General features: G+C 64.0%; 11 protein-coding genes. 8 read left to right on the forward strand and 3 right to left on the reverse strand.

What is annotated here, in order from left to right:
- The first annotated feature begins 125 nt into the window (after nt 1-125).
- The 7 genes from H0241_RS01455 (at nt 126) to H0241_RS01485 (ending at nt 8,058) form a co-directional block, all read left to right on the forward strand.
- Nucleotides 126-1,298 (forward strand): MFS transporter, encoded by a 1,173-nt coding sequence (locus tag H0241_RS01455; RefSeq protein ID WP_181056145.1) that lies wholly within the window; start codon nt 126-128, stop codon nt 1,296-1,298.
- A gap of 154 nt (nt 1,299-1,452) precedes the next feature.
- Nucleotides 1,453-2,481 (forward strand): HTH-type transcriptional regulator GntR, encoded by a 1,029-nt coding sequence (gene gntR / locus H0241_RS01460; RefSeq protein WP_181055653.1) that lies wholly within the window; start codon nt 1,453-1,455, stop codon nt 2,479-2,481.
- 309 nt (nt 2,482-2,790) lie between these two features.
- A complete protein-coding gene (locus H0241_RS01465; RefSeq protein ID WP_181055654.1) occupies nt 2,791-3,915 on the forward strand; it encodes a sugar ABC transporter substrate-binding protein in 1,125 nt (374 codons plus the stop codon).
- A 78-nt stretch (nt 3,916-3,993) separates the two neighbouring features.
- Nucleotides 3,994-5,541, forward strand: a complete 1,548-nt coding sequence (locus H0241_RS01470; RefSeq protein WP_181055655.1) for a sugar ABC transporter ATP-binding protein — start codon at nt 3,994-3,996, stop codon at nt 5,539-5,541.
- A complete protein-coding gene (locus tag H0241_RS01475; protein WP_181055656.1) occupies nt 5,538-6,518 on the forward strand; it encodes an ABC transporter permease in 981 nt (326 codons plus the stop codon). The genes H0241_RS01470 and H0241_RS01475 overlap by 4 nt, the downstream gene beginning before the upstream one ends.
- Complete coding sequence (locus H0241_RS01480) at nt 6,515-7,501, forward strand: ABC transporter permease (RefSeq protein WP_181055657.1); 987 nt, start codon at nt 6,515-6,517, stop codon at nt 7,499-7,501. Before H0241_RS01475 ends, H0241_RS01480 begins: the two co-directional genes overlap by 4 nt.
- 2 nt (nt 7,502-7,503) lie before the next feature.
- Nucleotides 7,504-8,058 carry a gluconokinase gene (locus H0241_RS01485; protein ID WP_181055658.1) on the forward strand — a complete coding sequence of 185 codons (555 nt, stop codon included), beginning with the start codon at nt 7,504-7,506 and terminating at the stop codon, nt 8,056-8,058.
- Here the strand turns inward: H0241_RS01485 and H0241_RS01490 are convergent.
- Nucleotides 8,053-9,201 (reverse strand): hypothetical protein, encoded by a 1,149-nt coding sequence (locus H0241_RS01490; RefSeq protein ID WP_181055659.1) that lies wholly within the window; start codon nt 9,199-9,201, stop codon nt 8,053-8,055. The two genes, H0241_RS01485 and H0241_RS01490, sit on opposite strands and share 6 nt — an antisense overlap.
- A gap of 86 nt (nt 9,202-9,287) precedes the next feature.
- Here H0241_RS01490 and H0241_RS01495 point away from each other — a divergent pair, with 86 nt between their 5' ends.
- On the forward strand, nt 9,288-10,841 hold the full coding sequence (locus H0241_RS01495; RefSeq protein WP_181055660.1) for an acyl--CoA ligase: 1,554 nt from the start codon (nt 9,288-9,290) through the stop codon (nt 10,839-10,841).
- A 17-nt stretch (nt 10,842-10,858) separates the two neighbouring features.
- Here H0241_RS01495 and H0241_RS01500 read toward each other — a convergent pair whose 3' ends face one another.
- Nucleotides 10,859-11,308, reverse strand: coding sequence for an RrF2 family transcriptional regulator (locus H0241_RS01500; protein ID WP_006202816.1), 450 nt, complete (start codon nt 11,306-11,308; stop codon nt 10,859-10,861).
- A gap of 259 nt (nt 11,309-11,567) precedes the next feature.
- Nucleotides 11,568-12,554 (reverse strand): sulfate ABC transporter substrate-binding protein, encoded by a 987-nt coding sequence (locus H0241_RS01505; RefSeq protein WP_181055661.1) that lies wholly within the window; start codon nt 12,552-12,554, stop codon nt 11,568-11,570.
- Between the last annotated feature and the right edge of the window lie 170 nt (nt 12,555-12,724).

The raw sequence follows: 12,724 nt of genomic DNA on the forward strand, positions 1-12,724 counted from the left end.
CGTCGCGAATGCGCCGATAGTGGCGCTGGAATGGTCGACCTCCCAGACCTCGGACAGGAAACGCCTTGACCCCAATCGTCGCCAATCAGGCTGATAGCCCTGGCATCGACAGCAGTTATGCCTGGATGCGGCTTGCCATCTCGATGCTGCTGGCGACGATCGGCGCGGTCGGCATGTGGGCCGTCGTGGTGGTGTTGCCGGCCGTGCAGGCCGAGTTCGGCGTTGACCGCGCGGCGGCATCGATGCCCTACACCGCAACCATGGTGGGCTTTGCCGCCGGCAATGTGCTGGTAGGCCGCGCCATTGATCGCATGGGCTATTGGATTCCGGCGCTGATTTCCTCGGTCGCACTCGCAACCGGTCTCCTGCTCGCGGCGGCGTCGACGTCGATCCTGCAATTCACCCTTGCCCAAGGCGTGCTGATCGGGCTTGGCTCATCGGTGATCTTCGGGCCGCTGATCGCCGATATTTCGCACTGGTTCAATCGTCGACGCGGCGTCGCCGTCACGGCGGCGGCAGCGGGCAATTATCTCGCCGGAGCGCTCTGGCCAACCATCATGCCGACGCTGATCAAGGCGGAAGGCTGGCGCTTCACCTATGCCGCCATCGGCATCTTTTGTCTGGTCACCATGATACCGCTGGTGCTGTTGCTGCGGCGCGGCGCTCCAAACGCGGCGGCGGCCGGCTCGCCTGGAAGCCGGCCCGTGCAGCCGATTTCAATCTCGCCGGCGGCACTGCAGGTGCTGCTGGTCATCGCCGGTCTCGGCTGCTGCGTGGCGATGTCGATGCCGCAGGTGCACATCGTCGCCTATTGCATGGATCTTGGCTATGGCATCGCGCATGGCGCCGACATGCTGTCGATCATGATGGCGGCGGGCGTCGTCAGCCGGCTCGCCTCCGGCTTTGTCGCCGACCGCATCGGCGGTGTGAAAACCCTGCTTATCGGTTCCGTGCTGCAATGCCTGTCGCTGCTGTTTTACATTCCGTTCGACGGGCTCGCCTCGCTCTATGTCGTGTCGCTGGTGTTCGGCCTGTCGCAAGGCGGCATCGTGCCTTGCTATGCCATCATCGTGCGCGAATACCTGCCCGCCAAGGAGGCCGGCCAGCGCATCGGTATCGTCATGATGGCGACCATTTTCGGCATGGCGATCGGTGGCTGGATGTCGGGCTGGATCTACGACCTGACTGGCTCCTACGCGGCTGCGTTTCTCAACGGGATCGCGTGGAACCTGATCAATGTGGCGGCCATCCTTTTGCTGATGTGGAGGGCCGGGCGCCCGGCCATGGTCACGGCCTGAAGGACTTCAGCCGGCGACGCCGCAACCTGCCGTCGGCTTGACAATCGCCAGTTGCTGCGCGACGCCAAGCTGGCATGGCGTAGTGGGGAAGCCGGACAAAGATGGCGACAGAGACGACGAAGCCGCAATCGCGCGCGACGCAAGGGGCAGGGCCATGACCAAGCCACGCTCGCGCCGTGGCGGCGGCCGCCCGACCATTGCCGATGTGGCGCGCAAGGCCGGCGTCGGCGCCATCACCGTGTCGCGAGCGCTGCGCGAGCCCGACCGCGTCAGCCAGGATTTGCGCCGCCAGATCCAGGCCGCCGTTGACGAACTCGGTTATGTGCCGGATCCCAATGCACGGGCGCTGGCCTCGGCGCGCGCCGATGTGTTCGGCGTGCTGGTGCCGTCGCTCACCAACAACGTCTTTGCCGAAGTGGTGCGCGGCATCTATGACAGCCTGTCGGACGGCCCGTTCCGCGTCCAGCTCGGCAACACCCATTATTCCGGCCTCGAGGAGGAGCGCCTGCTGCAGGTCTTCGCGCCGCAGCGCCCGGCGGCGCTGATCGTGGCCGGCATCGATCAGACGCCGACGTCGCGAAAACTGCTGGAGAGTGCGGGCTGCCCGGTGGTGCAGGTGATGGAGACCGGGCCTGACCCGGTCGACATGCTGGTCGGCTTCTCGCATTTCGACGGTGGCCGGACAGCGACCGAGCACCTGATCGAGGCGGGCTACCGGCGGATCGGCTTCATCGGCGCACGCATGGATCCGCGCTCGCAGCGGCGCCTGGCCGGCTATCGCGCCGCAATGGAGAAGGCCGGCCTGTTCGACCCGCGGCTGATCACCACCACGCCGCTACTGTCCAGCATGACGCTCGGCCGCGAGCTGCTTCGCGATGCGCTGGCCAAGATGCCGGCGCTCGACGGCGTCTTCTGCAACAATGACGATATCGCGCTCGGCGTTCTGTTCGAATGCCATAGCGCCGCACTCGATGTGCCGAAGACAATCGGCATTGTCGGCTTCAACGACCTCGAAATGATGCAGGCGGCGTTCCCGCCGCTCACCAGCATCCGCACCCCTCGCTATGAAATCGGCCGTCGGTCTGTTGCCATGGCGTTGGCGGCCATCGCCGGGCGGAGGCCTGAGCAGCGGGTCGTCGATCTCGGTTTCGAGCTCAAGCCCCGCGAGAGCACAGCACGCTGAACATGCTTTCGAGGCCTCAGCAAATGGTGCTTTACACAACGTCATGGTAGCGCTACCATTTTTATCGGACAGGAGTTTTGGCGGAAGGCCATGCCTGTTTATTATACATAAGCAACAGCTCATGCTTGTTTATTATGTATAATATGCTAGGTTTCGTTTCTCGCCCGTGAAGCGACGAGGAGGAGGGGATCGGGCCGGTTTCGGGCCCTTGAGACGTGCCGCCCGCAAGGCTGGAGGGCCTTCGCCCGGGCGTGGAAAACGCACCACGACAAGCAGCATCAAATAAAACTGCAACTGGGAGGAATATCGATGATCAAGTCACTTGTTGGTGGCATCGTTGCCGCCACTGCATTCGTCATGTTGAGTTCGTCGGCGATGGCCGGCCCTGAAGTCGTCAAGGGACCAGCGGCCGAGCCCGACTGCTTCGCGCCATGGGCTGCCGATACACAGTTCTTCAAATTCCCAAAGAAGGATGGCCCATACCGCATCGCGCTCGCCAACGGCTATATCGCCAACACCTGGCGCATCCAGATGATCCAGACGGCCAAGGCCTATGCCGCGCAGAAGGACGTCGCGGCAAAATTGAAGGAATTCAAGGTCGTATCGACCGGCGAGGATGTGCCGGCGCAGATCTCGGCGATCAACAACTTCATCGATTCCGGTTTTGACGCCATCGTGGTCAATGCGCAGAATCCGACCGCCTTCGGGCCGGTCATCAAGCGCGCCAAGGAAGCCGGCGTCGTGCTGGTCGCCTTCGACAACATCCTCGACACCAAGGACGCCATCAACGTCAACGTGGACCAGAAGGGTCTTGGCGAGCTGTGGGGCAAATGGCTGATCGACCATATTCCGGATGGCGGCAAGATACTTGAAGTGCGCGGCGTTGCCGGCACGTCGGTCGATACCGACCGCCACAACGGCATCCATGAGGCCTTCGACGCCTCGGGCAAGAAATGGGACGTCACCGAAGTCGCCGGCAAGTGGGATGATCCGACGGCGCAGAAGGTCACGGCTGACGCGATCGCCACCAATGGTCCGTTCGTCGGCATCACCGGCCAAGGCGGCGACACCGGCATCGTTCAGGCGATGATCGACGCCAAGCATGCGTTCGTGCCGTTTGGCGGCGAAACCGAGAACGGCTTCCGCAAGTTCTGCGCAGCGCATGCGGCAGACGGCCTAAAATGCTCCTCGGCCGGCACCGGCCCTGCCCAGGTCGCGGTCGCCATCAAGACGGCGATCGCCGCACTTGAGGGTCAGGTCGTACCGCAATCGGTCAAACTGCCGCTCGCCATCGTCGAGGATCCGAACTTCAAGGAAGGCCAGGACTACTTCCCTGACCAGTCCGACAATTTCTTCGTCGGCAATTCCTTCCCGACCTGCGGCATCAATTTCACCGCGCAGGAAATCATGGGCCAGACCAAGGCGGACCAATAGGCTGCACATTCGGCGCCGCGGGATGCTCCGCGGCGCCGAACCACTTGCCATCTCAATCCTAACTGCCCCGGAGGGCTGATGGACGGTGCGGCTCCACTCTTTCGCATGGAAGGCATTTCTAAGCGCTATGGCGGCGTGCGTGCGCTGGAGAAGGCCGAACTTTCGGTCACATCAGGCAGCATCCACGGCATCCTCGGCGAAAATGGCGCCGGCAAATCGACGCTGATCAAGGTCATGGCCGGCGTGGTGGCGCCCGACGAGGGGTCGATGACGCTGGACGGGCGCGAGGTCAGCTTTGCCTCGCCGGCCGCGGCCAACCAGGCCGGCATCGTCTGCATCTTCCAGGAACTGTCGCTGGTCCCCGAACTCAGCGTCGCCGACAACATCGTCATTTCCGATCCCCCGACCCGGTTCGGCATGATCGACCGCAAGGCGCAGCGCCGCATCGCAGAAGAGGCGCTGGCACGCGCGGGTGCGGCCGACATCCATCCGCTGGCGCTGGTCAAGGATCTTCCCCTTTCAAGACGGCAGATGGTCGAGATCGCCAAGGCATTGGCCAGGAAGCCGCGCATCCTGATCCTCGACGAGGCGACTTCGGCGCTGGCTGCCGCCGATGTCGCCAAGATATTCGCCGTCCTGAAGCGGCTGCGTGGGGAAGGGCTGGCGTTGCTCTACATCTCGCACCGGATGAACGAGATCGCGGAACTCGCCGACCAGTGCACGGTGTTTCGCAACGGCCGCAATGTCGCCAGCTATGCCGCCGGTTCCAAGAGCGACAATGAGGTCATCGAGCTGATGATCGGGCGAGAATACAGCCATATTTTTCCGCCCAAGCCGGTGCGGCTGCCGGCTACCGCTGCCCCAGTGCTCGAAGCGCGCACCCTGTCGTGGACAGACCGGCTGGACAATGTCTCGCTGACCGTCGCGGCCGGCGAGGTGGTGGGCCTCGGCGGCCTCGACGGCCAGGGTCAGCGCGAGTTGCTGCTTGCCTTCTTCGGCGTGCTGCGCGGTCTCTCCGGAGAAATCCTGATCGATGGCAGGCCGGTGGCGATCGCCAGCCCGGCGGCGGCGCGCGACGACCGGATCGGCATGGCGCTGATCCCCGAGGATCGCAAGACGGAAGGGCTGATGCTGCCAATGACCGTGCGCGAAAACCTCTCCTTCGCGGCGCTCGACCGGCTGTCCAAAGGCGGCATCATCGACCGCGCCGCCGAGCAGCGGCTGATCGACGACATGGTCGGGCTGCTGGCGATCAAGACGGCGGGCCTCGACATTCCGGTCGGCGCGCTGTCGGGCGGCAACCAGCAGAAGGTGGTCATCGCCAAATGGCTGATGCGCCAGCCGCGCATCATCCTGCTCAACGACCCGACGCGCGGTATCGATGTCGGCACCAAGCAGGAGCTGTATCAACTGATGCGCAAGCTTGCGGACGCGGGTGCCGCGATCCTGTTCTACTCGACCGACTATGACGAGCTGATCGGCTGCTGCGACCGGGTGCTGGTGCTCTATGACGGCGCGGTCAAGCGAGAGCTGGTCGGCGCCGAGCTCACCGAACGGGCTCTGATCGCCAGCGCGCTCAACATCCATGGCGGCGACGCCACCCCAAGGCACGGAGCGGACGCGTGAAGGATTGGCGCTACTGGCTTGCCGAACAACGCGGAACGCTGCTGGCGTTCGCCATCTTCATCGTCATGTTCGCGATCTACACCGCGAACCATCCGGCGGGATTTACCGCCAATGTCGTGCAGACGGCCTCCAACAAGGGCGTGCTGCTCGCCTTCGTCGCCATGGCGCAGACGCTGGTGGTGATCACCGCCGGCATCGACCTTTCCGTCGGCATGATCTTCACGCTGACCAATTGCCTCGCCTCCTGGCTGGTCATCGGCACCGGCCTCGAGACCGCCTTCGGCGTCATCGCCGTGCTCGGCACCGGGCTCTTGTGCGGGGCGATCAATGGCGCCATCGTCATTTACGGCCGACTGCAGCCGATCGTTGCCACCATCGCCACGGGTGCCGTCTATTTCGGCATTGCACTGCTGCTCAGGCCGTTCCCGGGCGGCTCGGTCAATGAGGATCTGGCCGATGCGCTCACCGGGCGCCTCTTCGGCGTCGTCCCGGCGAGCCTGGTCGCGCTGTTCGCCGTGGTGCTGATCGTCTGGGTGCCGTTCAGCCGTTCGGTGCTTGGCCGTGCCGCTTACGCCGCGGGCTCATCCGAGACGGCGGCCTACATGTCAGGTGTGCCGATCCGACGCGGAAAGTTCGCCGCCTACGCGCTTGCCGGGCTGCTGGCGGCGATCGGCGGACTGTTCCTGACCTTCTTCACCTATACGGGCGATGCGGCCTATGCCAGCGGCAACGCCTACACGCTGTTCTCGATCGCTGCCGTCGTGCTGGGCGGCGTTTCGCTGTTCGGCGGCAAGGGCAGCGCCATCGGCGCCATCTTCGGCGCGCTCGCCTTCCGCACCATCGGCGACCTGCTCTTCGTCTTCGATTTCGATCCACTCTGGCAGCCGCTGTTCCAGGGCGTTATTCTTTTGATTGCCGTCAGCCTCGGCGCCTTCGCCCTGTTTCGGGTCCGCAACCGGCTGGAGTGGTTCCTGTGAGCGAGACGACGATGAACGGCATCGCCAACCGTATGCCCAAATTCATCCGCCGCGCCGATCCGGCGGTGCTCACCGCCTTTGCCTGCATTGTGCTCTTGCTGTTCCTCGGCAGCCTCTATTCGCGCAGCTTCCTGTCGCCGGAATATCTGCTGCAGCAGCTCAAGGTGGCGTCGTTTCTTGGTGTCATCGCCACCGGCATGATGCTGGTCATCCTGCTCGGCCAGATCGATCTGTCGGTGCCGTGGTCGGTGGCGGTCGGCGCCATGATGGCGGCCGCGGCCGCGGCCTATGGCCCGATCGGTGTGGCGCTGGCCATTCCGTTCGGCATCTTTTGCGGGGTGCTGATCGGCATCGTCAACGGCATCGGTGTCGCCTATCTGCGCATCCCCTCCATGATCATCACACTCGCCACCAACGCCGTCGCGCAAGGGCTCATGGTCGTCTATACAGGTGGCTTCTCGCCACAGGATTCGGCCACCGGCGCCATGCGTTATCTCGCGACAGGTTTTACCATTCCGGGCGTGCCCAACGCCGTCATCATCTGGGCGCTGATCGGTGCTGCGATGGTGCTCGTGCTGACCCGCACCAGCTTCGGCCGCAGCGTCTACGGCATCGGCAACCGCGAGCGTGCCGCCTATCTCTCCGGCATCGACACAAGGCGCGTGGTGATGATCGCCTTCGCCATATCGGGCGGCCTCTCGGCCTTTGGCGGGGTGCTTCTGGCCGGCTATGCTTCCAAGGCGGCGCAGTCGATGGGTGACGCCTATCTGCTGCCGTCGATCGCCGCCGTGGTGCTTGGCGGCACCTCGATCCTCGGTGGACGCGGCTCCTATCTCGGCACCGTTGCCGGCGTCATCCTGATCACGCTGCTGCAGTCCATCCTGTCGGTCATGCAGATGCCTGAGGCCGGCCGGCAGATCGTCTATGGTCTGGTCATCGTCGCCATGCTCCTGCTCTACGGCCGCGCGCCGGCAAGCCGCTGACCGTGGACGAAAAGACGGCACAGGCGCCAACGGGCGCTCCCGGCTCGGTGCCTCGGGCCATCGTGGTGATGGGCGTCGCCGGCTGCGGCAAGTCGGCCGTCGGCAAGGCGTTGGCGGCAGCGGAAGCGGCCGTCTTTGTCGAAGGCGACAGGTTGCACCCACCCGAAAACGTCGCGCGCATGGCAAGCGGCGAGCCGCTCACCGATCAGCTTCGTGAAGGCTGGCTCGACGCCATTGGCCAACGGATCGCGGACCTGGCCGGCAGCGGCCAGGGCGTGGTGGCCGCCTGCTCGGCACTGAAGCGCAGCTATCGCGATCGTCTGCGTGGTTTTCGCCGGGATATCGTTTTCGTCTATCTGGAGATCGATCCCGCAATCGCCAAGCGGCGCGTCGCCAGCCGCAAGGGGCATTTCATGCCGGCCAGCCTGGTCGAAAGCCAGTTCGCCATCCTTGAGCCGCCTGGCGCCGACGAGCAGGCGCTGACGGTCGACGCCACACGTCCAGTGGCCGACATCGTCACCGCCGTTGCCAGCCTGCCGGCCGGTGCAAAATCATGAACCACCGTCATCGGGCAAGGCGCTTTCCGGCCGTTCGGTGAACCGGTCATGGCCGGACCAGACCATCATTTGCTCGGGATAGAGTTTCAGCGCCTCCAGCACGCGGTCGCGCTTGAGCAATATGTACTCGGCCTGCAACACCGTGTTCTTGCCGCCGCCAGTCCTCGTCGTGGGCTCGCCGGCTCCCGCCGGGGCCGGCACCAGTTCGGGACTTAGGATGGCGCGGTATTGGCGGAACGGATCGGTCTCGAAGGTCGACATGGAAAACAGCGCCGCCTTGCCTCTGGCGGCGAAATTCGCCGGCGCCGAGGCGAGGTGGGTCCAGCCGCTCTCGCCAATGCCGACTTCGGTGAATGTCGAACCAGCGTGGATGGAATTGGTGATCAGCACGACGCCGTTGCCACCAAGGACCTTCTGGATACGGCCGGTGACCTGGTAGGCGTCGCTGCGTTCGAACACGATCCGGCTTTTCAAGAAACGGTTCTCGACCTGGACCGTCGGCGGGTTCAGGACGCGCAGGCCGAATGTCGAATCGGATATGCCGTGAGCGCTGACGCTGAGCTGGTTCGCCTCGATGCCGGCCTCATAGAGCGCGCGTTTGCCAATGATGGCCTGGGCCGTGAACTGATCGCACCAGATGATGGCGCCGTGGCCGCGCTTCAGCGCCGCCTGCAGGCCTTCCAGTCCCTCCAGCCGGATATCGGGCGACCAGCGGCGGCCGACGAGATGCACGGCAAGCAGCAGACGCCGGCGATGGTTGGAATAGAGCAGAGCCCTGAACAGCTTTTGCGCATCGATGCCATTGCCCAGCACGGCGCGCGTCGCGGCGGCATAGCGCACGAAATCCTTGCGGGTGTGGCGCTTGAGGCGCAGCCCCGATACGCGATGGCAGATCGCGGCCCACCAACTGACCGGCAGCACCGCCGCGACGCCGAGATAGAAGGCGGCCAGCAGCAGCTCGCGAAAATCCCTGTTGTTGAAGGTACGCAACTTGCCGGCGCGAACCAGCTTGCGGCTGAAGAAGCGTACATGCTCGGCGCGTTCGGGCACCAGCACATCGGCGATGATTTCCGTATGGTAAATGACGGCGGACGACGGTGTCCGGTCGGCTTTCCGGGATTTTCCCAACCACGGCAGCCTCATCCGATCGGTGTCCACCTGTTCTTGCGCACGTCCGAAAATCGCTTTACTGCGTCTGCCACGGGCGCGCAATCGGCGTCGGCAAGGCCATGGTGATCGGCATTCAAGGTTCAAGCTTGAAACAGGCGCTATCCCAAGCGCTTCCACAGCTGGCGCCCTGGCAGCCGGCTGCGGTGGCGCTGATGGCGCCGGACCGGCCCCCGCTCAGCTTTGCCGGCCTCGCCAACCTTGTCGACCAACTCTGCGGCGATCTCGCCAGGCGTGGCGTTCGCCGCGGCATGGCCGTCGGCATCGTCCTGCCCAACGGCCCGGAAATGGCGAGCTGTTTCCTGGCGGTCTCGGCACTGGCGACGGCGGCGCCGCTCAATCCGGCTTACGGCGAAGACGAATTCCGCTTTTATCTCGGCGATCTCGACGTGAAGCTTCTGCTGTGCGGACAAGGCATGGGCGATGCCGCGCGCAACGCCGCAAAGGGGCTCGGCATTGCGGTGCTCGACGTCGTCGCAACCGAGGGCGCCAAGGCCGGCGAATTTGTCCTGTCGGGCGACGCCGAACCGGCGGCTCGTGGCGACGCGCAGCTCAACGGACCCGACGATTTCGTGCTGGTCCTGCACACATCGGGAACCACGGCGCGGCCGAAGATCGTCGGCTTGCGGCAACGCAATCTGCAGGCATCGATGGCCAACATCGCCCGCACGCTGGCGCTGTCGAGAGACGACATCTGTCTCAATGTGATGCCGCTGTTCCACATTCACGGGCTAATGGCGGCGCTCAGCGCACAGCTGGCAGTCGGCGGCACTGTTGTCTGCACGCCAGGCTTCAACCCGCTCAAATTCTACGGCTGGCTCGCCGACTTCCGGCCGAGTTGGTACAGCGCCGTGCCGACCATGCATCAGGCGATCCTGGCGCGCGCGGCGCGCAATGGCGACACCATTGCGACGGCACAGCTGCGCTTTATCCGCTCGTCATCGGCAGCGCTTCCCGATACCGTGTTCCGCGATCTCGAGCGCGTCTTCGGCTGTCCGGTGGTCGAGGCCTATGGCATGACCGAGGCGGCGCACCAGATGACGTCGAACGGCCTGCCGCCTGCGCGCCGCAAGCCGGGCGTGGTCGGTCTGCCTGCCGGCCCCGAGGTGACGATCCTCGACGACAAGGGCACGATCCTGGCTACCGGCGAAAAGGGCGAGATCGCGGTGCGTGGCGCCAACGTCCATGACGGCTATCTCAACAATCCGGCAGCCAACGCCACGGCCTTTACCGACGGCTGGTTCCGCACCGGCGACCAAGGGCTGATCGACGAGGATGGCGACCTGAAGATCACCGGGCGGCTGAAGGAGATCATCAACCGCGGTGGCGAGAAGATCTCGCCACTCGAGGTCGACAATGTGCTGCTCGACCATCCGCTGGTGGCGCAGGCGGTGACCTTCGCTGTGCCGCACGCAATGCTCGGCGAGGAGGTGGGGGCTGCCATCGTGCTGGCCGAGGGCGCCACCGCCGATGCCGAACAGATCCGCGATTTCGCGCGCAGCCGCATCGTCGAATTCAAGGTGCCACGCCACATCCTGTTTCTGCAGGAGATACCCAAGGGCCCGACCGGCAAGATCCAGCGCGTCGGCCTTGCCGGCAGGCTGGGCCTGGTCTGAGAGGCTGACCGCAGGATTTAGATCTGCGACGTCAGTTCGACCGGAAAATCATCATTGTCGGCATCGCGCATGGCGGCGAGGCTTCTGTTATCCAGCACCTCGGCGATGGCCTGGCGCACCTCCAGCATCATGTGCCGGACCTGGCAGGTCGCCTCGTCACAATCCTCGCAGCGCTGGTATTGCGTACGGCTGGCACAAGGGATCGGCGCCAGCGGCCCGTCAAGGACGCGCACAACATGGCCGATCTTGATCTCGGAAGCGGGCCGGGCGAGGCGATAGCCGCCTTCCTTGCCCTTGCGGCTCTGGACGAAACCGGCATTGCGCAACTCGCCCAGAATGGCATCCAGGAATTTCTTCGGGATATTGTTGGCGACAGCGATGTCGTTGACGAATGCAAGCTGGCCGACCGGCAGGCCGGAGAGATGCACGAGGGCCTTGAGGCCGTATTTGCCTTTTTTGGTAAGCATGCCCGATTCAGTTCATGAAAACCCCAACCGCCCGCATCTGGCGGTTGTTTGTGTGCAAATCATGACGTTTCGTCTGCTCAACCCGGTTTCGCGCAAAACAAGCCGTCCGAGGGCACGTTAGGCACAAACGCGTTGATTCTTTGTAACGTTTTTCACCTATGGCGCAGGTTTATGCGGGAAAGCCGTATATCGGCGGCAAAACGAAAAAGCCGGCAAAGAGCCGGCTTTCTTGTTCAGTTTTCAGCTTGGATGCTGCTGCTCAGCGGCTGCCATAGGTCTGGTCGAGCAGGCCGCCGGCGGCGAAGTGCTCCTTCTGCACCTTGTCCCAGCCGCCGAAGACGTCTTCCACCGTCAGTAGGCGGACATCGGGGAAGTCGGCCTTGTATTTCGCGGCTACAGCCGCATCGCGGGCCCGCAGGCCATTTTCAGCGGCGATGGTCTGGCCTTCCGGGGTGTAGAGGAAGTCGAGATAGCTTTTGGCGAGATCACGGCTGCCATGCTCGTCGGCAACCTTGTCGACGATCGCCACCGGGAATTCGGCGAGCAGGCTGACGGTCGGGGTGACCTGTTCGAACTTGTCGTCGCCATACTCCTTACGGATGCCGCGCGTTTCCGACTCGAATGTGATCAGCACGTCGCCGATCTCGCGCTGCACGAAGGTGGTGGTGGCGGCGCGGCCGCCGGTATCGAAGATCGGCACGTTGTTGAACAGCTTGGTGACGAACTCCTTCACCTTGGCGTCGTCGCCCTTGAAGGCTTCCTTGGCGTAGGCGGTTGCCGCCAGGTAGGTGTAGCGCGCATTGCCCGATGTTTTCGGGTTGGGGAAGATCACCTGCACGTCGTCGCGCACGAGGTCGTTCCAGTCCTTGATGTGCTTGGGGTTGCCGGCGCGCACCAGGAAGGACGGTAGCGAATAGAAGGGCGAGGCGTTGTCGGGGAAATCCTTCTGCCAGTCGGCGGAGACGAGACCTTTCTTGACCAGGAAATCGATGTCGGTGACCTGGTTGAAGGTGACGACATCGGCGCCAAGGCCTTCGGCAATGGCGCGCGCCTGCGCCGAGGTGCCGGCATGCGACTGGTCGATGCTCACGCCCGGGTGGCCAGCGACAAAGGCCTTGTTCACCTGGACGAACAGCTCGCGGCCGACATCATAGGAAGCGTTGAGCAACTTGTCGGCCGACCAGGCCTGCGAGGAGGCGAGAAACAGGCCGGCGGCGGTGGCGACGCTGACGAAAAATCGCTTCATGAAAAGGGCTCCTTGAGAAGGCCGTTGTCGGATGCACCGATATAATGCGCGAACATAATAGGACCATGTCCAGCGCGACCAGACATGCGGACGCGGCCTGCCATCCAGTGGTGAGAAAAAGTATTGCCGAAACAGCCGGTTGGTAGGATTTCCTTCCAAACGGATTCGCT

Origin of the sequence: Mesorhizobium neociceri (assembly GCF_013520985.1) — a bacterium.
Classification (GTDB): domain Bacteria; phylum Pseudomonadota; class Alphaproteobacteria; order Rhizobiales; family Rhizobiaceae; genus Mesorhizobium; species Mesorhizobium neociceri.

Coding starts and splice junctions, on each gene's coding strand:
- H0241_RS01490 (WP_181055659.1), bottom strand. CDS start 9,201: ATGAGGCTGCCGTGGTTGGGAAAATCCCGGAAAGCCGACCGGACACCG.
- H0241_RS01500 (WP_006202816.1), bottom strand. CDS start 11,308: ATGCTTACCAAAAAAGGCAAATACGGCCTCAAGGCCCTCGTGCATCTC.
- H0241_RS01455 (WP_181056145.1), top strand. CDS start 126: ATGCGGCTTGCCATCTCGATGCTGCTGGCGACGATCGGCGCGGTCGGC.
- H0241_RS01495 (WP_181055660.1), top strand. CDS start 9,288: ATGGTGATCGGCATTCAAGGTTCAAGCTTGAAACAGGCGCTATCCCAA.
- gntR (WP_181055653.1), top strand. CDS start 1,453: ATGACCAAGCCACGCTCGCGCCGTGGCGGCGGCCGCCCGACCATTGCC.
- H0241_RS01505 (WP_181055661.1), bottom strand. CDS start 12,554: ATGAAGCGATTTTTCGTCAGCGTCGCCACCGCCGCCGGCCTGTTTCTC.
- H0241_RS01465 (WP_181055654.1), top strand. CDS start 2,791: ATGATCAAGTCACTTGTTGGTGGCATCGTTGCCGCCACTGCATTCGTC.
- H0241_RS01470 (WP_181055655.1), top strand. CDS start 3,994: ATGGACGGTGCGGCTCCACTCTTTCGCATGGAAGGCATTTCTAAGCGC.